The sequence below is a fragment of the Streptomyces nymphaeiformis genome, assembly GCF_014203895.1.
GTDB lineage: Bacteria > Actinomycetota > Actinomycetes > Streptomycetales > Streptomycetaceae > Streptomyces > Streptomyces nymphaeiformis.
This window is the reverse complement of record NZ_JACHJY010000017.1, coordinates 12,443-32,445: the sequence shown is the minus strand read 5'-3', so window position 1 is coordinate 32,445 and position 20,003 is coordinate 12,443. Positions and strand designations below refer to the sequence as shown.

General features: G+C 70.0%; 15 protein-coding genes and 1 pseudogene. 7 read left to right on the top strand and 9 right to left on the bottom strand.

Annotated features, from left to right (window positions below):
- The first annotated feature begins 97 nt into the window (after positions 1-97).
- Positions 98-1,684 (top strand): phospholipase D-like domain-containing protein, encoded by a 1,587-nt coding sequence (locus tag GGE06_RS39685; protein ID WP_184933096.1) that lies wholly within the window; start codon positions 98-100, stop codon positions 1,682-1,684.
- 1,199 nt (positions 1,685-2,883) lie between these two features.
- Here the strand turns inward: GGE06_RS39685 and GGE06_RS39680 are convergent.
- From GGE06_RS39680 to GGE06_RS39665, 4 genes are read right to left on the bottom strand one after another with little or no spacing between them, the layout of a single operon-like run.
- Positions 2,884-3,882 (bottom strand): NAD(P)/FAD-dependent oxidoreductase, encoded by a 999-nt coding sequence (locus tag GGE06_RS39680; protein WP_184933095.1) that lies wholly within the window; start codon positions 3,880-3,882, stop codon positions 2,884-2,886.
- Positions 3,879-5,765, bottom strand: coding sequence for a LodA/GoxA family CTQ-dependent oxidase (locus GGE06_RS39675; RefSeq protein ID WP_184933094.1), 1,887 nt, complete (start codon positions 5,763-5,765; stop codon positions 3,879-3,881). The genes GGE06_RS39680 and GGE06_RS39675 overlap by 4 nt, the downstream gene beginning before the upstream one ends.
- A 20-nt stretch (positions 5,766-5,785) precedes the next feature.
- Complete coding sequence (locus tag GGE06_RS39670; RefSeq protein WP_184933093.1) at positions 5,786-7,201, bottom strand: radical SAM/SPASM domain-containing protein; 1,416 nt, start codon at positions 7,199-7,201, stop codon at positions 5,786-5,788.
- Positions 7,198-8,580 carry a hypothetical protein gene (locus GGE06_RS39665; protein WP_184933092.1) on the bottom strand — a complete coding sequence of 461 codons (1,383 nt, stop codon included), beginning with the start codon at positions 8,578-8,580 and terminating at the stop codon, positions 7,198-7,200. Before GGE06_RS39665 ends, GGE06_RS39670 begins: the two co-directional genes overlap by 4 nt.
- A gap of 417 nt (positions 8,581-8,997) precedes the next feature.
- Between GGE06_RS39665 and GGE06_RS39660 the strand changes: the two are divergent.
- Both GGE06_RS39660 and GGE06_RS39655 read left to right on the top strand, forming a co-directional pair.
- Positions 8,998-9,132 (top strand): annotated as a pseudogene (locus GGE06_RS39660) (phosphoketolase family protein); the annotation flags it as partial.
- 106 nt (positions 9,133-9,238) lie between these two features.
- Entirely contained in the window at positions 9,239-10,372 is a 1,134-nt protein-coding gene (locus GGE06_RS39655) for an IS630 family transposase (protein WP_184933091.1), read from the top strand.
- Positions 10,373-10,389: 17 nt separating this feature from the next.
- On the opposite strand, the gene GGE06_RS39650 is transcribed toward GGE06_RS39655, so the two are convergent.
- Positions 10,390-10,743 (bottom strand): hypothetical protein, encoded by a 354-nt coding sequence (locus GGE06_RS39650; RefSeq protein ID WP_221519027.1) that lies wholly within the window; start codon positions 10,741-10,743, stop codon positions 10,390-10,392.
- A 178-nt stretch (positions 10,744-10,921) separates the two neighbouring features.
- Here GGE06_RS39650 and GGE06_RS43210 point away from each other — a divergent pair, with 178 nt between their 5' ends.
- Together GGE06_RS43210 and GGE06_RS39640 are read left to right on the top strand one after the other, a co-directional pair.
- Positions 10,922-12,169 (top strand): tyrosine-type recombinase/integrase, encoded by a 1,248-nt coding sequence (locus tag GGE06_RS43210; RefSeq protein WP_312883473.1) that lies wholly within the window; start codon positions 10,922-10,924, stop codon positions 12,167-12,169.
- Positions 12,170-12,926: 757 nt separating this feature from the next.
- Entirely contained in the window at positions 12,927-13,256 is a 330-nt protein-coding gene (locus GGE06_RS39640) for a hypothetical protein (RefSeq protein WP_246533050.1), read from the top strand.
- Positions 13,257-14,040: 784 nt separating this feature from the next.
- Here GGE06_RS39640 and GGE06_RS39635 read toward each other — a convergent pair.
- The 4 genes from GGE06_RS39635 to GGE06_RS39625 all read right to left on the bottom strand — a co-directional run bounded on the left by GGE06_RS39635 (position 14,041) and on the right by GGE06_RS39625 (position 17,551).
- Positions 14,041-15,342, bottom strand: a complete 1,302-nt coding sequence (locus GGE06_RS39635; protein WP_246533049.1) for a chloride channel protein — start codon at positions 15,340-15,342, stop codon at positions 14,041-14,043.
- Positions 15,343-15,497: 155 nt separating this feature from the next.
- The gene (locus GGE06_RS39630) at positions 15,498-15,878 is read right to left on the bottom strand and encodes a hypothetical protein (RefSeq protein ID WP_184933088.1); all 381 of its coding nucleotides are present in this window, start codon (positions 15,876-15,878) and stop codon (positions 15,498-15,500) included.
- A gap of 134 nt (positions 15,879-16,012) precedes the next feature.
- Entirely contained in the window at positions 16,013-16,234 is a 222-nt protein-coding gene (locus tag GGE06_RS44200) for a three-helix bundle dimerization domain-containing protein (protein ID WP_376773645.1), read from the bottom strand.
- A 483-nt stretch (positions 16,235-16,717) separates the two neighbouring features.
- Positions 16,718-17,551 carry a LysR family transcriptional regulator gene (locus GGE06_RS39625; protein WP_184933087.1) on the bottom strand — a complete coding sequence of 278 codons (834 nt, stop codon included), beginning with the start codon at positions 17,549-17,551 and terminating at the stop codon, positions 16,718-16,720.
- A gap of 72 nt (positions 17,552-17,623) precedes the next feature.
- Here GGE06_RS39625 and GGE06_RS39620 point away from each other — a divergent pair, with 72 nt between their 5' ends.
- A complete protein-coding gene (locus GGE06_RS39620; protein WP_184933086.1) occupies positions 17,624-18,499 on the top strand; it encodes a PhzF family protein in 876 nt (291 codons plus the stop codon).
- A complete protein-coding gene (locus tag GGE06_RS39615; RefSeq protein WP_312883472.1) occupies positions 18,496-19,575 on the top strand; it encodes an ornithine cyclodeaminase family protein in 1,080 nt (359 codons plus the stop codon). The genes GGE06_RS39620 and GGE06_RS39615 overlap by 4 nt, the downstream gene beginning before the upstream one ends.
- The last annotated feature ends 428 nt before the right edge of the window (positions 19,576-20,003 follow it).

Genomic DNA, 20,003 nt, shown 5'->3' with positions numbered 1-20,003 from the left:
GGAGATACGCACTGGTAACTTACGTGAGTTGATCAAGGTCGAGGCCCCCTCCGCGGAGCCCTTGGCCCGAGCCACCCCCCCCAAGCAAGGAACCGCATTGGCCCGCACCATCCGCACGACGGCCCTTCCGCTTGCCCTCTCCGCCCTCCTGCTGTCCGCTGCCCCGGCGTTCGCCGACGCGCCCACTCCGCACCTGGACGCGGTGGAGCAGTCCCTGCGTCAGGTCTCTCCGGGCCTGGAGGGATCCGTCTGGGAGCGCACGACGGGGAACCGGCTGGGTGCCTCCACCCCCGGCGGCTTCGACTGGCTGCTCCAGACCCCCGGCTGCTGGGGCGATCCCACCTGCACCGACCGTTCGGGCTCCCGGCGCCTGTTGGAGAAGGTGCGCGAGGACATCGCGAACGCCCGGTACAGCGTGGACATATCCACTCTGGCCCCGTTCCCCGACGGAGCCTTCCAGGACGCGATCGTGGCCGGCCTGAAGGAGGCCGCGCAGAAGGGCAACCGGCTTCAGGTTCGCATACTGGTCGGCGCCGCACCCATCTACCACGCCAACGTGGTTCCGTCCGCCTACCGCGACGAGCTGGTGGACAAGCTGGGTCCGGCGGCCGCGAGCGTCACTCTCGACGTGGCCTCGATGACGACGTCGAAGACCGGCTTCTCCTGGAACCACTCCAAGCTGGTGGTGGTGGACGGGAACTCGGTGGTCACCGGCGGCATCAACAGCTGGAAGAACGACTACCTCGACACCACCCACCCGGTGAACGACGTCGACCTCGCGCTGTCCGGCCCGGCGGCGGGCTCCGCCGGACGCTATCTCGACACGCTGTGGGACTGGACCTGCCGCAACAAGAACAACTGGACCGCCGTCTGGTTCGCCTCCTCCAACGGCGCGGGCTGCCTGCCCACCCTGCCCCGGCCCGCCGCCCCGCCCACCGGCGGCGACATCCCCGCCCTCGCGGTCGGCGGCCTCGGCGTCGGGATCCGACAGAGCGACCCGTCCTCGTCGTTCCGGCCCGTCCTGCCGACGGCCTCCGACACCACCTGCGGATTCGGCGTGCACGACTACACCAACGCCGACCGCGACTACGACACGGTCAACCCGGAGGAGAGCGCCCTGCGGGCCCTCGTCGCGAGCGCGACCGAGCACGTCGAGATCTCGCAGCAGGACCTGAACGCGACCTGCCCGCCGCTGCCCCGCTACGACATCCGGCTCTACGACACCCTCGCCGCGAAACTCGCCGCCGGTGTGAAGGTGCGCATCGTCGTCAGCGACCCGGCCAACCGGGGCACCATCGGCAGCGGTGGCTACTCGCAGATCAAGTCGCTGTCCGAGGTGAGCGACGCCCTGCGCGGCCGCCTCACGGCCCTGACCGGTGACGTGCCGAAGGCAAGGGCCGCGATGTGCCAGAACCTGCAGCTCGCGACCTTCCGCGCCTCGGACAAGCCGATGTGGGCGGACGGCAAGCCGTACGCCCAGCACCACAAGCTGGTCTCGGTGGACGACTCGGCCTTCTACATCGGCTCGAAGAACCTGTACCCCTCCTGGCTCCAGGACTTCGGCTACGTGATCGAAAGCCCCGCCGCCGCACGCCAGCTGGCGGACGGGCTGCTCGCGCCGCAGTGGAAGTACTCGCAGGCGACGGCGACGTACGACTACACGCGCGGCGTCTGCCAGGGCTGACGCCCGCCAGACCGGCACCTCGGCGCACCTCGGGTCAGCGGACACCCTGACTCGAGGTGCACACCTGTTGCGGTCGGCGATGTTCGCGTAGTGGATCTCGTAGTCGACACGGGCGGTGAGCATCGCGCCGACGCCGGCATGGACCGGAAGGGCTGGTCAGGAGTGGGACAGCAGTGGGAGGAACTGGGGATTATACCGCATAACCCTTCTCACGCTGGTCGGCGCGGCCAGTGGGCGCCTGTCGGGCAAAAACCCAGGTCAGGCGCCCTTTTCGTGCCCCCCTAGAAGAACCCGAGCTTCTTCGGCGAGTACGACACGAGAAGATTCTTCGTGTGCTGGTGGTACAGGAGTTACGAGGCGCTGGCCTGCGGAGATGTTGGTGCTGACGCTCCCCGCAAGCCTGGTGGTCCGGGAATGGCCCGGATCTTGGCGTGTGCTCGAAATCTCCTGCGACGCGGCAGAACGTCAACCGCGAGGACGAGCTGCGCCACGGTTCAGCCGATGTGGGAGGGGCGTCGAGGAGGGCGACTCGGGGGTGGTGGAATGTCCTCAGGGCTTGGCGTCGTCGCGGAGCCCTTGTGGAGCAGCCAGTTGAACCACACCCGGCACCCCTGGGCGGGTCAACCATACGAAGGGCTCACCACATCCCGCAGGACAACGTAGGGAGCCTTTTCCAACCTCACGCCTCAGCGTGAGGTTGGAAAAGGCTTAGTGGTAGTCGAGCGCGTGTGTGCCCAGTAGGCGCTGCGCTGAGTCCGCAGGAGGAAGCCATTCTGGTCCGCGCCGACGTCGTGTGCGTAGCTGAGGAGGGACTCCCGGACAGTGGCCGGCACGGGGACCTTGCGGAAGTCGCCGGCCCTGCGGTGCTTGAGCGGGAACGCTGGCGGGTCTTCCCCTCGATCTTCTCGGTGATGCGGTACACGCCGTCCGCGACCATCCCTTCGAGGTTGGCTGCGAACGCCTCTCCGTTTCGGTGCCCACACCCGGACACCAGGTCGATGATGACGACGAGAGCCTTGGACCCGACCTCTTTGAGCGCGTGGATCTCCTCCAGCGTGGGGATGGTGATCCGGTGGGGGATGTACTCCGGTGGGATGACGCCCTGGAAGGGGTCGTCGGCATCCCCGAACAGCAGTGGCGGGACCTCCTGCCACACTTGACCTGGCGCCCCTCGTGCGACCCGTAGGCGGTCGAGGGAGTCAGCCGACCGCGACGGCGTTCCGGGCGCCGTCGAGTTCGTCGGACCAGGCGGGTCCGGCGAAGGCGCTCCCGTACAACCGGGCGCAGCTGCGCTGGTGTTCGACGTAGGCCGCGCGCAGCCGGGCGGCGTAGTGGGCGCACAGCGCACGGGGCGCCGCGGTCCCCCGCACGGCCGCGTCGATGACGGCGGCGGCGAGGATGCCCGTACGCAGGGCCTGCGCGGTTCCGGTGCCGCTGAGGGGGTCGTAGCGGATGGCGCCGGCCCCCACCAGCAGCCGGCCCGGGGCGTCCTCGGCAGGTGCCGTCGCGGGGGCCGGGTGCAGCAGCGGGGCGGCCGGGACGGCGGCGGCGGCCCGGGGCGGGTGGCGCAGGAGCGCCCCGAGACCGGTCTCGGCGGCCAGCCGGGCGAGCAGGGTGACGGGGTCCCCGACCGGACCGGGCACCATGGCCTGTACGAGGGCGGCGCCGCGCCCCAGCGGGGTGAGCTGCGCCCAGCCCGATTCGGCGGTGCCGAGGACGGCGGTGCGCTCGTCGGCACCGGGGAGTAGCGGGGCCGTCCCGGCCAGCAACCGCCGCCTCCCGGCGGCCCGTTCGGGCACCGCACGGGCGGTCACCACCCAGCCGGGCGGTCCCTCCGGCGGATCCGTGCGCCCCTCGTCCATGCCGTGCTCCGCCAGCCGCTCCCGCATGCGGACGGCCACCTCGGCTCCGTCCACCACCCGGCCGGCCTGCGCAAACCGGGTCGGCGGCCCGTCGCCCCAGCGTACCTGACGGTGCGTCACATCCCAGGTCCCGTCGAGGAGTCCCGGACCCCACAGGGAGTCCAGCAGCTCCAGGGCCGGTCCGGCGAGCAGCAGCGGCCGAGCCCCCGTGGCGCCCGCCCCCGCCGCGCCCGGCCCGGGCGGCGGCAGCCGGACCCGGTGCCCGCGCCCGGCCAGTAGCCGGGCGCAGGTCAGCTCCGCCAGTCCGGCCCCGCCGATCTCGACGGGGCGGCTCATCCCTGAAGGTCCAGCACGTCCAGCAGAGCCGCGGTTTCAAACTGCTGACTATTGGCCATGTCCCGCAGGTCCCCGTCGAGTTCCCGAATGGTGGCCAGGGCCTCGATCGCCGCGATGGCCGCTTCCCTGGTGGCCTGGCCGTTGGCGAGCTCGGGCGGCAGCTCGCCTGCGCCCGGCGCGAAGGCCGGGGGCAGAGTGAAGCGGGGCGCGATGCCGCGGGCGGCGAGGAGGTGGTTGATCTCGTGGAGGTTCTCCATCGTGACCCGGGCCTGGCCGATCAGCAGACCACCGGCCTGGTCGCCGAGTGCGAAGGTGGCTTGCAGGGTGCCGAGCAGTGCCGCGTAGTACCGGTCGCTGAGGTCGAGCAGCGTCCGGCCCAGCTCGTCCTGCGCGCCCGGCCGCCGCAGGGGTCGCAGGTACACGAGGGGATCGAGACCCGCCAAGTGCTCCTTCACCGCGGTGAACCGACGGAAGTGCTCCTCGCCCTCGTCGATGACGAGCTTGATCAGGTGGGCCAGCCTGTCGGCCTCGGGAAACACGTCCGGCTGCTTGGTGATGCTCCGGTGCAGCTGGACGTACATGCCGTCGAGGCCGGTGCCCACCTGCTGGCTGGGGGCCTCCACGTCGATGAACCACTGCAGTTGCGCGGGTGTCAGCGGGCGGAGCTCGAAGGGGTGGACCGTGTCGCGCACGATCTCCGCCGCCCGCCCGACGACGGGCTTCTCGCCCAGGGTGCCGAGGGCCTCGTTCACCCAGCGGAGGTGCCGCATCTCGTCGACCGCGACCTCGAACACCTCGAAGGCCGCGGCGTGGATCCGCCGCATCAGCCGACTCGCCGAATCCGGCAGCTCCCTGGGGGCGTTGAGCGAGTAGTGCGCGTACAGGTACTCCACGCTCAGTGCGTGCTCGACGGTGGCCAGTGACTTGAGCCTGCTGATCACGGTCGCCCGGTCGAGGAGCGGGATGTCGGGCGGCACCGGGTTGCCGATGCTGTCGTCCTCGCGGTCGTTGAGCACCACGGGCAGCACCTGCCAGTCGGAGATCAGCCGGGGGTAGCCGAGCTCCAACCGCCTGCGCGGGCTGCCGAGGTCCAGTGCGTCCGTATCGAGGTCCGGGACCGGTGTGCGGTCCGCGCGCAGGAAGTTCATCTGCGGGATGCTCTCGTCGGCATTGCTGGTGACGTCGGGTTTCGAGGCGGCCCAGTAGAAGCAGCCGCAGTCACGGAAGTCGTACTGCCAGGGGGCGCACAGGCTGCGGGTGAGGTCTCCCGGCTGGTACACCTCCGGGTCGATGACCCCGTTCTCGTCCAGGTACCGGGCCCTGTCCGAGACCAGCACGGCCAGCTGGAACCGGCCGTCGGGGGCACGGCGGACGAAGCTCTCACCGCTCATGCGCAGGGCGTTGAGGTTGCCGACCGCGGCGGCTCCGAGCGTGGCGACGGTTGTCTGGCGCCCCAGCAGGAGTACGGCGATCGGGCCCGGCAGCAGATCGTGCACCTGCCGCCAGACATCCAGGCCGTCGCGTTCACGGCAGTCGACCGGCTCGACCTGGGCGTCGGTCTGGTCCACCCGGGTCCGGCCGCACACGGCCCCGATGAAGACCTGGTTGTCGCCCGTCAGGTCCGCCGTGGTCAGCCCGTGGGCGGCGGCCACCCCGCCGGTCACCTCCAGCGCCCGGGAACCGTTGTAGCGGTGGAAGTCGAAGAGCATCCCGGGGAAGAAGGCCTTGTCGAGGTTGCGCTGGTCGAACTCGAGCCCCGGGAAGCAGTTGTCGACCCCGCTCTCCGGGCGGGTGTTGGAGGGGTTGCCGCGTACGACGTGGTCGGCCCGCGCGGTGAGGTTGCGCGGGAGGATCTTCCCAGTGGGAGTCGGCAGGTCGGGCATGGACGGGCTCCTTCAGGCCTTCAGACGGTGCTGGCACTGCTCGTGAGCGGGGCCGCCGCGGACCGCTGCTCGAAGAACTCGGGTGCGGCCTGACCGAGTTCGACGTAGGCGCGCAGGCAGAAGGACAGCCAGCCGCGGATGTAGTCGCAGCCGGGCCGGCCCCGTCGGCTGACCTCGTGGTAGCAGCCGCCGCCGCACAGGTAGCGGGCCCAGCAGGACCGGCAGGGCTCCTGCCGGTCCACGTGGCGTTCGGCCAGGTGCCGTTGCCGGGTGGCGGTGTCGGGTCCGGCGGCCAGTGAGCCCATGGCGAAGGCGGGGTCGTCGACCAGCCGGTGGCAGGCGTAGAGGCCCCCTTCCGCGGAGGCGCTGAGGTAGCCCGCGCCGGCCCCGCAGGGGTAGGGGCGGTGGGCGCCCCGGTGCAGCTGCTCCATGGCGGTCTGGAAGTTGCCGAACGGGTAGGCGCGGCCGGCCGACAGCTCTGCAAGGGCCCGTTCGCCGCAGGCGGTCATCTGCTCGAGGAAGCCCGCGAAGGCCTCGGTGGTGATCTCGTACGCGGGGTCCGGGGCGCTGACCACCGCACCGAACCCGACCTCGTCGAAGCCGAGCGCGATGCCGTGCTCCAGGATGTCCAGGAGGCGGCCGGTGTACGGGGTGACGCTGACGCGCGCGGAGAGGTGGCGGGGGCGGCCGTGGCGGGCGAGCGTGTCGAGCCCGGCCCGCAGCCGGTCGTATGCGCTGGCTCCGCCGGGCGCCCTGCGCAGGGCGTCGTGGCCGGTCCGGTCGCCGTCCAGGCTGACCGTGACGGTGAACGGGTGCTCCGCGAACAGTGCAGCGTCGTCGGGCCGTACGGTCGTCAGGTTGGTGGTGATCGCGAAGCGGACCCGGTGCCCGGTGGTGGCCCCCGCCCGGACGGCGTACCGGACCACCTCGTGCACCAGGTCGCGGGCGAGCAGCGGTTCGCCGCCCATGAAGCCCACGACGACGTCCGAGCCGGGCGCCGCCTCGGCCAGCAGCCGGTCCACCGCCGCGTACGCGGTGGCCCGGGGCATCGCCCGGGCGCTTCCCCCGAACCGGCCCTCGTCGGCGTAACAGTGACCGCAGCTCAGATTGCAGGCCTGCATCACGTTGAGGGAGATCGAGGACAGCGGAGGCGGTGCGAGGGGCGTGCCGTCGATCCGCGGTGCCCCCCAGAGCGGGAGGTCCAGCGTGCGCCCCAGCTCGTCGAGGGAGCCCTCCGAGGCGGAGAGCCACTCCTCCAGCCGGACCGCCGTCGCCTCGGGCAGGTCGTACAGACGGCTGCCGTCGGCGACGAAGAGATGGGCCCCGTGCGCACTCCGGAAGGCCCGCACCTGCGCTCCGGGCCCGGCCGGCAGCGGGCTCGTGGCCTGTACCGGGACGTCCGGGGGCCGCCGCCCGATCTGCAGGAGTACGGTCACGTGCCCGGCTCCGTCCTGTCACGCAGGCCCTGGGCCCAGGCGGTCAGCAGGTCGTACTGCCGTCGGGTCAGGTGCAGCGGTCCAGCGTCGGCACCGCGCATCCCGATCGGCATGCGGCGGTCGGTGTAGCTGGGCGGCAGGTCCTCGGCCGGCGGCCGTACCACGCGGTCGAGCAGATCGGGCTGCTCACGCACCATGTCTTCCAGAGCCTCGAGGGCGACGAAGCGGCGGTGGCGCCGACGACCGCGGTCGGTGAGCGCGAGGAGAACGCCGGTCAGCGGTTCGGGAACCGTCCACGCGACCCCTTCGTAGGTGTCGAGGACGCGCTGGTTCTGCACGTCCACGTTCATGTTGCCCATCGTTTCGAGGACCCGTTCGAAGAGATCACGGATCTCCAGCGCGGTCTGTCCCTCGTCGGCGACGTAAGAGGGGTCGCTCACTTCGGCGCGCTTGACCCGGTCGGCGAGTCCGTCCGCGAGGGAGACGAAGGGCCTGCGGTCCGGTGCGAAGTCGGGCGGGCTGACCACGATGCGGGCGGTGGCGGTGAGACCTCCCGGCAGGGTCACGGCGACCGTGCCGTCGCAGATGTCGTCGACCATGCCCAGACTGGCCTGGATCTGCCGCTCCGCGCCCGCGAACAGGCCTGGGGGCGAGGTCCGTTCATCGTCGCTGATGTCACTGAGCCTCAACCGGCACCACGGCGCGGCCGGATTGAGGATGAGCCGCTCCTGCGGGAGCTGGTACCCGGTGTTCGCGGCGAGCTCGGCCAGGTTCGTCGGCCCGTACACCAATCCTTTCCCCGGGGTGAACCGTAGCCGGAGCTCAGGGAGTTCGGCGTTCGGTGCGGGCACCTGGACCGAGCCGAGCGGGAGGGACTTGTCGGCCGGGACGAGCGGGTTGGCGGCGCCCTGCGGGGAGTGCCCGGCGAGCGGGTGCCGCTGGTGGTCGTCGCCACGGACCTCGGCCCGGGCCTCGACGCGGTCGTCCTGCTGCTGGGTGATGTGGTGGGCCTTGAGGTTGGCGACGGAGACCTGCCAGCGCACGTCGCCGAGGCCCAGCCCGAAGCCGGCGAGCACGTCGGCGGTGAGGACCCCCGTGCGCTGCTCGCCGTCGGCGGTGGTCCAGCTGCCGTGCACCTCGAAGAACGGGCACACCGGCCGCCAGCCGTCCGCGTCCTTGAACCGGACCTTCTGCGGCATCCGCGTGGTCAGGGTGCCGTCGGCGGCGAGGTCGAGGCTCTCCACCGGTTCCACGGTGGTCTTGCCCGTACCGCGCGGGGTCAGGTCGCTGGGTCCGTAGCGGTAGTTGTCGCACGGCATCGGCGAGGAACCCAACCGGGCCATGGCGAGGGGTGGTTGAAGCCAGATACGGTCGATCACCGGCACCTCCTGGCGGGCGTGCCGCCGGTGGGGCGGCGGTGTACGGCCGACCCCGGAGCGCGGTCCACCCCGTGCGGTAGAGTTACGGGACGTAATCAAACATACGGGTATCGTCACCCTGTGTCACGCGCGACACGGCGGGCCGCGGCCGGTCTCCGTCACCGGCGGGACGCGACCGCGCGTGCCGCCGGTCCGCCTCCGTGACGGTGCCGGACCAGGGGCCGGACGGGTGGCCGTCCGGCTCCATGCCCCAGGGCTCGCACTGCTCCCACGGGTACGCGCCGCTGGCGGCGTATTGCCGCGCCAGTTCGAGGAGGACGTCGCCGCGGCCCGTGTCGGCCGCCTCGCGAGGCGGCCGGGTCGCCGCCCGTGTTCCCTGGCGGCGTGCCGGAGCCGTACGGTCGCGCCGAGGGATTCCAGCTCCCCGGCCTCGCCGACCGCGCGGCCGGGGTACGCCAGTGCATAGCGGACGCCCTGCAGCGCCACCACGCGTGGATCCGCGAGCACGGCGTGGACATGCCCGAGGTCACGGACTGGACGTTGGACGGCTAGGGCGTGTGTCGGAAGTGCTCTAGTGCCGTATCAAGCAACGTTTGCCTCGTCCTGACGCCTCGCCCGGTCGCTGCGCCGGGCGGTGCCAGACGTCCAGAATGATCATGTGGCTGGGCGCGTGCAGGTCGGGGAGATTGATGACGCCGAGGGGCGGCGCCTGCTGCGGATCATCCGCAGGGGCACCGGGTCGGTGGTGACCTGGCGGCGGGCCCAGATGGTGCTGCTGTCTGCGCAGGGGATGCCGGTGGCGAAGATCGCCGAAGTGACGTTCACCAGCCCGGACCGGGTCCGGGATGTGATCCACAACTTCAACGCCGGCGGCTTCGGCTCGCTCTACCCGAAGTACAAGGGCGGCCGGCCGAGAACCTTCAGCCTCCCGAAGCGCCGTGAGATCAAGAAGATCGCCAAGTCCAGGCCGGCCGAGCACGGCCTGCCGTTCTCGACCTGGAGCCTGGCCAAGCTGGCGGACTTCCTGGTCGCCGAGGGGGTGGTCGACGACATCAGCCACGAGGGCCTGCGCATCCTGCTCCGCGAGGAAGGCGTCTCCTTTCAACGCCTGAAGACCTGGAAGACCTCGAAAGACCCCCACTACGAGGCGAAGAAGGCCCGGGTCGAGCACCTCTACGCGATCGCCGACGGCGAGGTCATACCCGAGGAAGGCGAGCCCGAAGTCATCTTCTGCATGGATGAGTTCGGCCCCCTCAATCTCCAGCCCCACCCCGGACGGCAGTGGGCCGAACGCGGCGGCCGGCACAAGGACCCGGATCGCGAACCCCGTCCCCGCCGACGCGCCACCTGCAACCGCCCGCACGGCGTCCGGCACCTGTTCGCCGCCTACGACCTGGCCAAGGACCAGCTCTACGGCCACATCAAGAAACCGAAGAACCGCTCGAAGTTCCTGGAGTTCTGCCGATACCTGCGCTCGCTGCACCCGATGGACTTACGCATCGCGATCGTCTGCGACAACTACTCACCCCACCTGACCACCAAGCGGTGCCAACGGGTCGGGACCTGGGCCGAGGCAAACAACGTGGAGATCGCCTACACCCCGACCAACAGCTCCTGGCTCAACCGCATCGAGGCCCAGTTCACCGCTCTTCGCTACTTCGCTCTCGACGGCACCGACCACGCCAGCCACAAGGCCCAGGGCAGCATGATCCGCCGCTACATCATCTGGCGGAACAGGCATGCCCAGGACGAGCGCCTCCGCAGCGTCGTCAGCAGGGCGAACATCGCCTGAATCGAAAGAGCGCCTGGTCAATCACGCCCCGGCGGATGGGCGTCCTGGGACTGCGGATCCCAGATGACCAGGCGGAACTCCGCTGCAAGCTCCTCGATCGCCTTGATTGCCGCGCCGCTCCGCGACGAGAAGCTCAGATTCATGATCACGTGGTCGATACCGATCATCAGCGGCGTCGACATCCACGGCGACTCTGCGGCGAAAGGGGGACGGTCTGGGAACAGCGAGCGCAGCCGCTCATAGAACCCAACCACTCGCTCATCCAACTCACCCTCGTCGTGGTGGTCAGAGGTGCACCGATCGAACATCGCACGCGCCGCCGCAGCGTCAGCCGATTCGTCCATCGCCAGAACCGCAAGATCGAAGCTCACGGGGCTATCTTCCACCCCCTCGCATCGGTGCGACGCACGGGGCGAACGTTGTCTGATGCGGCACTAGGTACTGAAGGGTGCGGGTGGACAGGTCGATCGAATGGGGTCTCCCCTGCTCGAGCGAAGCCGAGAGCTTGGGGAAGGGTAGACAAGCACACGAAGCTCCTGGCGGACATGGGTGATCTTGGTCGAGAACCCGTCTACCAGGAGCTTCGCCGTTGCGCAGGACCGTCCAACTCGTGGTCAGCGCCGAGAGGTCGGAAAGAGCTCATGGTACGACCTCGCTCACGAATACCTCGATCAGCGATGGGACCGCACGCCGGGCAACACCCGCCGCACCCTGGCCGATGCATTCGCCACCATCACGCCTGCCCTCGTATTGCCGGGTGCAACCTACTCGGAGCCGCGATCACTGCGGCGCGCCTTGTACTCGTGGGCGTTCAACAAGAACGCATGGGGTGAGGAGCCGAAGGAGGAGTGGCGGAGGGCCCTGGACTGGATGAAGCGGAACTCCCTGCCTGTCAGCGCTCTCGCGGAAGCGGACGTGCTGCGACATGCGCTGGACGCCCTGTGTCGCAAGCTGGATGGCAAGAAGGCTGCCGCCAAGACGGCACGACGCAAGCGGGCTGCGTTAAACGAAGTGCTCAACTCGCCAGTCGAAAAAGGTTACTTCGCGGAGAATCCCCTCAACAGCCTTCGATGGAACGCCCCGGCCGTCAATGAGGAGGTCGATCCGGCAGCCGTTCCCAATCCGGCACAGGTTACTCGGCTACTCGCAGCGGTTGCTCAGCAGCGCGGGCGCGGCCCTCATCTGGAGGCATTCTTCGGTTGCATGTACTACGCGGCGATGCGGCCGGCAGAGGCCATTCACCTCCGGCTCGAGCAGTGCCATCTACCCGAGACCGGGTGGGGCATGCTCAACCTGTCCGGCGTCGTCGTCACCGCAGGCAAGGACTGGACGGATGACGGCGCCGTGCATGAGGTCCACTCGCTCAAGCGCCGCGCGGCTACCGCGACTCGGCCCGTACCCATCCCGCCGCGGTTCGTGCGTGTACTCCGTGCACACATCGACCGCTTCGGTGTGGCACCGGACGGCCGGCTGTTCCGGAACCAGGCCGGCAACTACGTGGACCCAGCGGCCTATGGCACGACGTGGGCGCGGGCTCGGGAGTACGTGCTCACGCGCATGGAACTCACCTCCGGGCTGGCCAAGCGGCCCTACGATCTCCGGCACGCCGGCATCTCGTTCTGGTTGTACTCCGGTGTGGACCCGGCTGAATGCGCTCGCCGCGCGGGTCAGAGCATCGAGGTTCTCTTCCGCCACTACGCCAAGTTCCTGGACGGCGTGCGGGAGCAGGCCAACCGCCTCATCGAGCAGTCCATGGAGGAGTGGGACCGAGTCAGTCGGGGTGAGGCCGCGAGGTGAGACGGAGTTTTGGTCCGTGACTGGTCCGGAAGAGCTGGTCGGGAGCGGGATACCGGTGGGATGAACTGGGAGTTTCGGCGTAAACGCGACCCCTCGTCAAACGGGGCGAGCGAGAGGCGCCTGACGGGCGAAAGCCCAGGTCAGGCGCCTCTTTTCGTGCCCTTAGAAGAAGCCGAGCTTCTTCGGTGAGTAGCTCACCAGTAGATTCTTGGTCCACTGGTAGTGCTCCAGCATCATCTTGTGGGTCTCGCGACCTATGCCGGATTGCTTAGTTCCTCCGAAAGCACTGTGCGCGGAGTCTGATGAAAGTCCGTAGACATGAAAGGTGGCTGACCAGGCATGATGTCGGATGCAGAGTGGCTTGATCACTGGTTGCAGCGGGCGCCGGCTCTCTCAGGGGAGATCCTGGAGCGACTAATGGAGCACCTGACCGAGGGCGAAGACGAGTGACCACCGGGTCGGTGTCGTCGCTCCGAACTGGCGAGGCTCGAAGCCGGCTCGGGCAGCAGGCCCCGGAGATGGCCGAAGACCCATGGGAGGCGCGGCGATCTGGTCGCGATGGCTGTCGTCGTCCGAGAGGGACGACGGCAGCGCCCCGCCGTGTTTGGCGACGGTGGTGCGGTCGGTTGAGAGGTGGCGTAGCGGGTGGGGATCACGGTGACGACCGCGGGAGCGATATCCAGGGCTGCCGCAGCCATCATGCAGTGCCACGATGAAGGGAAAGGGATTTGTCGCCAGGCGCTTCAGGGAGGCGACCATGGGCCGCGAGTATCACTTTCATACCGAGCACGCAGGCTGCTCGGTCACGGTGGGCCTGCGGATGGGCGGGACGCGGCAGCTGGAGCTCCTCGTGGACGGGAAGCAGGTCGCTGCCGCCCGAGTCCATGGCCACCAGGCCCAGACGGCGGTGATGACCACAATCCTGCCCACCGACCCGCCTCGCGGCATCGAGGTCGAGGTGACGCTCCCGGGCGCTCTCGGCGGCGATCCGGCAAGCATCCTGCTCGCGGGTGGCGAACGCAGGCCCATGCTCGCCCGGGAGGTGCCCCGACGGGCGCGGGCGGTGGAGGCCGACTGGTACTCCTGACCGTGCCGGGGCGCCCGGCACGGTCGCGCACTTCTCCGCGAGTCGGTCAATGCCCGGTCGAAGGAGTCGCCGCCGCCCAGGTAGGCCGCGGGGGAGTGCTAGGCATGGCTCGACCGAGGCACCCGGGCGCGGGCGGCCCTTCCGGAGGTAGCGCGTTCGCGTGGGCTCGGATGAGGGCGGACCCGAAGGGGTTCGGTCGCGTCGGTCATCGGGATGTCCTCCGTCCGGGCCAGGTACTCGCGTTGCGTTCCGGACCTCCCCGTCCCACTCCGGGCCGGCGCGGAGGGCGGCGCCCGTCCGGTCCGTGCCCGGAGGACTGCGCCACCGAGTAGGGGGGCGAAGCCGCGTCATGCAGGACTGATCCGTGCCAGGAAGGTCACGTTGAGTATTCGCTGCGGATTGTGGGCCGTCCGCTGGAAGTCTTGCGCTCGCACGGCTCCTTGGCGCGGCGGTGCTTGTGCTCGCTCTCCGCGATCAGCCTGGTGCCCACCACCGGCTTGACGAGCATCGCCGTCGACGAAGCCGACCGGTGGGCCGACGGCTGACCCCGGGGCGCCCTCGATGATCACCAAGACCAGGCGGGCGGCCGAGCGAGTGAAGGCGCGTCCCTTGTGTACGCCCGTGGTGCACGCCCCGCTCGGCGGGCAGCAGCAGAACGAACGCGCCGAGCGGAAACGGACCAGGATGCCCCTTGGTCCTCACGATGCCATCAAGAAATGAGATCAAGAACCATGGTAGGTATCGGACCGGATCTCGCTTGCGCCAAGCGGCACTTGACGGTATGTCACCTCGTCGTCGGTTCCCTGTGTGCGGGAGCCTGCGACGCGCCGGCCGGTGGCGGGCTGAGTCGCTTCGACACGACATAGGCGACGACGACGGTGACGATGACGAGCGGCATGACGGTGAGGCCCTGCGATCCCAGCAGCAGGGTGGCTAACAGCACCGAGGTCAGAGGGAGCCCGAGCATGGTGACCGACATGGCTCCGATCCCCATCGCGAACGCAGGGGTGAGCCCCAGCCCAGGAAGGTGTGACAGCGCGATACCGCCCGCCGCACCCAGGAACATCGCCGGGAAGATCGGACCTCCCCTGAACGCGCTCAGTGAGGCGCAGTACGCCAGTCCCTTGCACGCGACGAGCAGGGTCAACGTACCGACGGAGTATTCCGCGCTGTTCGCGATCAGCGGGCCGAGGGCGGTCTGCCCCGAGTACAGCACCTCGGCCGCGGCTTTCCCCGTGCCTTCGGCGTAGGCGATGGCGAGCCCTGCGACCACCAGCCCCATCAGGACGGTGGCGGTCACCCGGCGCCGCTCGACACGGGGCTGCGCCAGGAGGGCGAGCCGCCGGATGCCCGTGCCGACGAGGGCCGCCACCAGTCCGATGACGAGTGCCCAGCCGAACTCGGCGACATCGGGCGTGTCGGCGTGCGGGACCTCCGGAAGTGCCAGGGAGTACGTGCCGAGACCGGTCCAGTTGTCCAGGCCGGTGAAGACGAGCGAGCCGATGCCGGCGGCGAGCAGGCCCGGCACCAGGACGACCCCGAGCATCGGCCCGCCGATTCCCGACGCCTCCATGAGGAGGAACGCCCCGGTGATGGGTGACCCGAGCAGGGTGCTGACCGCGGCGAAGCTTCCGGCCGCGCCGACCACGGCCCCGCCCCGCTCCGGCAGGTCCGGCTTGACCAGGCGTACGAGCCAGACGGCCGCGCCGCTGCCGAGGGCGATGAGCGGTGCCTCGGGGCCGATGACGGCACCGAGGGCCAACGAGGCCACGGCGGCGAGGAAGATGCCGGGAAGTTCGAGCGGCTTCGGTGCGCCGGCCATCGACAGCCCCTCCGCGGGCTTGTGACCGCCGATTCCGGGCAGGTATCGGATGGTCGCTCCGACCAGCAGGCCTGCGACACCCAGCAGCGGCAGGGGCCACCAGGGAGGGGTTGCCTGGAAACCCAGCGCCTTGGGCAGGTCGGTGTAGGTCCACGGCTGGAGCTCGTTGACCAGGGCGAGGAAGCCGTACGCGGCTGCCGAGATCGGCACTCCGAGCGCCGCCGCCATGACCAGGAGCCCGACGTAACCACGGGTCCTGACCATGGCAAAGGGATCTGGCGTCAGCTCGCCCGGTGCTCCGACAGGTCTGTCGGCCGACATGCGTATCAGCTCCTTGGCTCGACAATCATCGGGATCGCGGCGGTCCACTGGTGTTTTCCTGACGTGGTACCACGCGGCGGCCGCTGTACCGGGCGGGCTCACCGCCTTTGTGCGGTGGTGGAGTGATGGTCATTCAGGCGGACCAAGGTCCTCGTCGGTGGCTCACCCGATCGGGCCTGCACCGTCGGCGAGCCGGTCACGTCCCGGGGGTGCGGGGCGCGCGGCCGGTCGAGTCCCACGCGTTCAGCGCCCAGGACGGTGCGTGCGGCGGCGCCACACGCATGGGGCAGGGACTTGTCGAAGGAGCCGGACGGGCTCCTTGCCGAGCAAGTCGCCGCGAACATCACGATGAACAGCGAGCGGGTGGTCGCGAGCGCCTTGCCGGCTCTCAGCCGAAGGTGCGGGGACCGGATGATCGAACCCTTCTGCCGGGCGACGATCGCGGACACCGCGCGCCGACCGATGAGCAGTTCGACCACCGTTCCGGCGCTGAAGGACCCGATACTTGTCGTCCAGGACGGGGCCACCCGACCCCGACCGCGATCCGCCGTACATGCCCCGGGCTCACGTCTGCCGGCCGGGGACGATACGCCGAGGAGTCGCGTCTCAGGGGTCAGGTATTCGTTCCGCCTGCTCGTCGGACGGCAGCAGGTCCTTGGCTCTTCGCTCCATCACGACCGGTAGGTAGGTAGGTAGGTAGCCGTGCGTACCCGAGCTCTTCGTGCGCCGTCTGTACTGACCTTTGTACGAGGTCGACCTCCAGTTGGGGGTGTGCCTCCACCAGCCGCTCGGCCACAAGGCGGATGGTGAGGTCGTCCCCCTCCGATTCCGCCATCAGACACCTCGGTCTTCGTTCGGGAATCACCTCTCCTCAGTTTCGTGGAGCGGTCTTCAGCCGGGAAGTCGATCTTTCGCCGCTGCGCGTGGCCCAATGGCGCACCCATCGTCTGGAACCTGCTGCGACGTGCTGGCGATCTGCGGCGACCGAGGACCGTGCGTCACGGCGATCGGCGATCGACGGCTCCCTGCGCGGGACGATCGCCGACAGCGTCGGCGCCCGGTTGCTCGCGCCGATGGCCGGACATTGGGCACGAAGATCGCCTACGCCGCCTTGTGGGGCGCCAGCCATCCGGGCGGTCGGCATGAGGGCCGACGAGGGTCGTCGGCCAGGGCCGCGACCGGTACGGCTTCCACGCCCATTTCGCCGACGATATGAGATGCGCGTGTCGGCGCGGTGGCGCTGGTACCCATGCGGACTGTGGTCGCTTGACCAAGGAGCTGACCGGCTTCTGGCCGGAAGCGAGGGGCGGGTAGCTGATCAGGCGAGCCGTTTGAGGATGGCTTCGACGGCGTCGACGAGGGTATCGCCCTCGGTTCCGGGGCGCCTGATCAACCCGAGTTCGACGTCGGGGAGCGCGGGAAGGCCGTGTACGGCGGTGCCCGGTTCGACGGTGGCCGGAAGGAGGGCGGCCGCGCCGAGGCCGGCGCGGACGGCCGCCCGGACGCCGGGCACGCTGGTGCTCTCGAATGCGGTGCGCCAGCCGCGTCCGGCGGCTTCGAGGGAGTCAAGGAGCGGTTGGCGCCAGCGGCAGGGCTGGGAGAAGAGGACCAGGGGGAGGGGGTCGAGGGTGGTGTCCAGACTGGGGGCGGCGGCCCAGGCCATAGGGAGGCGCACCGTCCACCGGGGTGGCTCGGGGAGATAGGACGGGTCGCACAGCGCCAGGTGTATGCGTCCTTTGCCATATGCCTCGCGGAGTACGGGGCCGGGGCCGCTGATCAGCTCCAGGGTGGCCCGGGGGTTCATGCGGGCGAAGTCGGCCAGGGCCTGAGGGAGCGGCGCGGTGGTGAGGTCTTCGAGCAGGCCCACGCCGCAGTGCCCCTGGATGGCCGGGCCGGTGGCGCCGAGTGCCTGGGTGGACAGGGCCAGGATGCGTTCGGCGTACGGCAGCAGCGCCTCGCCGGCCTTGGTGAGGGTGACGCCGGTGGCGGCGCGGTGCAGGAGTGGCTGTCCGACGGTGCGTTCCAGCCTGCGCAGTTGCTGGCTGAGTGCGGGCTGGCTGTGCCCTAGCGCGGTGGCGGCGCGGCTGATGCTGCCGGAGCGGGTGCAGGTGACGAAGACCCGCAGCTGTGCCATGTCCAGATCCGATCCCATAACCAGACGTTATGTAGGATCTCCGAGATTGGCCAGTTCCTTCTGGCCTGGTGGGCTCGTAGCCTCAGCCGCATGTTCTACCACCACGTCGATGTCTTCACCGGCCTGCCCTACAGCGGCAACAGCCTGACTGTCTTCCCCGACGCCGCCAAGCTCAGCGGACCCCAGATGCAGCGGATCACGCAGGAGCTGCGCCACTTCGAGTCGATCTTCCTGACCCCGGACAAGACGTCGGGGAACTCGGGCCGGCAGGCGCGGGTCTTCGACCTCATCGAGGAACTGGACTTCGCCGGGCACCCCGTCATCGGGGCCGGGTGTGTGCTGCACGCCCTGCACGGTGCCGGCGAGGAGGAGACGTGGACGCTGCGCTTGAAGGCCCGCACCGTGGAGGTGACCACGAGGCGGCTCGGAACCGGACGGTACGCCAGCGTGCTGGATCAGGGCCGGGCCGCCTTCCTCGGCCGCCCCGAGCCCTCGGACGCGAAGGACCTGGCGTCCTTGTTCGGCCTCGACGCCAAGGACCTCGATCCGGACCTGTCCCCGGAGGTCGTCTCCACAGGGCTGCGCTACCTGGTGCTCCCGGTCCGCGAAGGCGCCCTCGACCGTGCCCGCATCGCCTCGGACATCAGCACACGACTGGCGGACCTCGGCGCCCAGTTCGCCTACGTCCTCGATGCCACCGCTCTGGAGGCGCGGCACTGGAACAACGACGGGCTGACCGAGGACGTGGCCACCGGCAGCGGAGCCGGCTGCGCCGCAGCCTACCTGCGCCGTCACGGCTGCATCGGCGACGGCGAAGCCGTGACCCTGCGCCAGGGCCGGTTCACCGGACGCCCCAGCGAGATGACCATCAGCGCCCACGGCCACGGGGAGGACATCCACTCCGTGCGGGTCGGTGGCGAGGTCGCCTTCGTCGGCGAGGGACGGCTGGAGGTGCTGCCTCAGTGAGCGCCGCGACCCGGCAGACGGTGAAGGCGATTCCGGCATACGTCGGGCCGGACACGATCCGCGCGCTCGTGGGGTACGAGGACGTCGTCGAGGAAGTGGCGGCAGCGTTCGCCGACTTCAGCCGCGGACTGGGCGACTCGCCTGTGGCGGTGTTCGCGCCGGCGGGCCGGGACGGCGACGTGCACGTGAAGTCGGCCTGGCTGCCGGGCCGTTCCGTCTTCACGGTGAAGGTGGCCACCTGGTTCGCGGAGCGTGCCCGGCGTGGCGGCACGCCGGGATCCGGTGCCGTCGCCGTGTTCGACGCCCGGACCGGGGACCTGCAGGCCGTGCTGGAGGACGAGCACCACCTGTCCGACATCCGCACCGCGGCCGCCGGCGCGCTCGCCGCGCGCACGCTGGCCCGGCCGGACTCCGCCGTAGTCGGCGTGCTGGGTACCGGAGTTCAGGCGTACCTGCAGATCCTGGCGGCTGCCGACGAACTCCCGATCCGGGAGGCGAGGGTCTGGGGACGCCGCGACGAACGCGTGCGCCGCCTGGCCGCCGCGCTGGTCACACGCCGCCCCGACCTGCGGGTGACCCCGGTGGGCACCGCCCGGCAGGCGTGCGAGGGCGCCGACGTGCTGGTGACGGCCACCGCCAGCACCGAACCGCTGGTCGACGCCGAGTGGCTGGCTCCCGGCCTGCACATCACCGCCGTAGGAGCCGACGACCCGACCAAGGCCGAACTGTCTCCGTCCTGCCTGTACCGCGCCGACCGGATCGTGGTCGACAGCCGCGCCCTCACCGCCGTCCACGGAGACCTCGCGCGGGCCCAAGCGGCCTTCCCGGAACCCACGGAACTCGGCGAGGTGATTGCGGGGTCGGCACCGGGCCGCGAACGGGCCGACGAGATCACCGTCTGCAAGCTCATCGGCCTGGGCGTGCAGGACCTCGCGGCGGCCCAGGTCACCCTGGACCTCCTCCGGGGCACGGGCCCACAGCGCAGTCGGCCACCGGCCTGTGCGACGGACCTGCCCTTGTCCAATGCGCCACGGCAGGGAAGGGCAGCGGCGACATCCGGCTGTGGGCTGCCATGACCCTGACGCAGCTTGATCCCGAGGCCGGGCATGCCGCGCTCACTCACCTCGTACACGCCACGGACCTCGCAGAGCCACATCTCACCGTTGTGGGGTACCCCGGAGGTCTTCGCAGACAGACATTCATGACTCTGGGAGTCGCTGGCCCGTTCGTTCCCCGCCCCTCCCGAAGCCCCTGCCGCTCACGGCGGGGGCTTCGTCGTTTCGCCCCCGTCCGGTTCACCCGGGCGGGTGCTTTCTGCCCTCGCGTACACGTACGCGACTGGTACAGCACGTCCCCAACTCGTCCCGAAAAAAGGGCTATTGACACAAGCAAGAATCTTCTTGTCATCTTTCCGACGCGGCCCGCTCGACGGGCCATGCCACCGAGAGATCGGAGTGAGTGATGCGTGAGACGTACGACGAGTTGGAGGCCGCGGGCCGGCTGC

Coding starts and splice junctions, on each gene's coding strand:
- GGE06_RS39680 (WP_184933095.1), bottom strand. CDS start 3,882: ATGAGCCGCCCCGTCGAGATCGGCGGGGCCGGACTGGCGGAGCTGACC.
- GGE06_RS39675 (WP_184933094.1), bottom strand. CDS start 5,765: ATGCCCGACCTGCCGACTCCCACTGGGAAGATCCTCCCGCGCAACCTC.
- GGE06_RS39640 (WP_246533050.1), top strand. CDS start 12,927: ATGGGCCGCGAGTATCACTTTCATACCGAGCACGCAGGCTGCTCGGTC.
- GGE06_RS39635 (WP_246533049.1), bottom strand. CDS start 15,342: ATGGTCAGGACCCGTGGTTACGTCGGGCTCCTGGTCATGGCGGCGGCG.
- GGE06_RS44200 (WP_376773645.1), bottom strand. CDS start 16,234: ATGGCGGAATCGGAGGGGGACGACCTCACCATCCGCCTTGTGGCCGAG.
- GGE06_RS39625 (WP_184933087.1), bottom strand. CDS start 17,551: ATGGGATCGGATCTGGACATGGCACAGCTGCGGGTCTTCGTCACCTGC.
- GGE06_RS39620 (WP_184933086.1), top strand. CDS start 17,624: ATGTTCTACCACCACGTCGATGTCTTCACCGGCCTGCCCTACAGCGGC.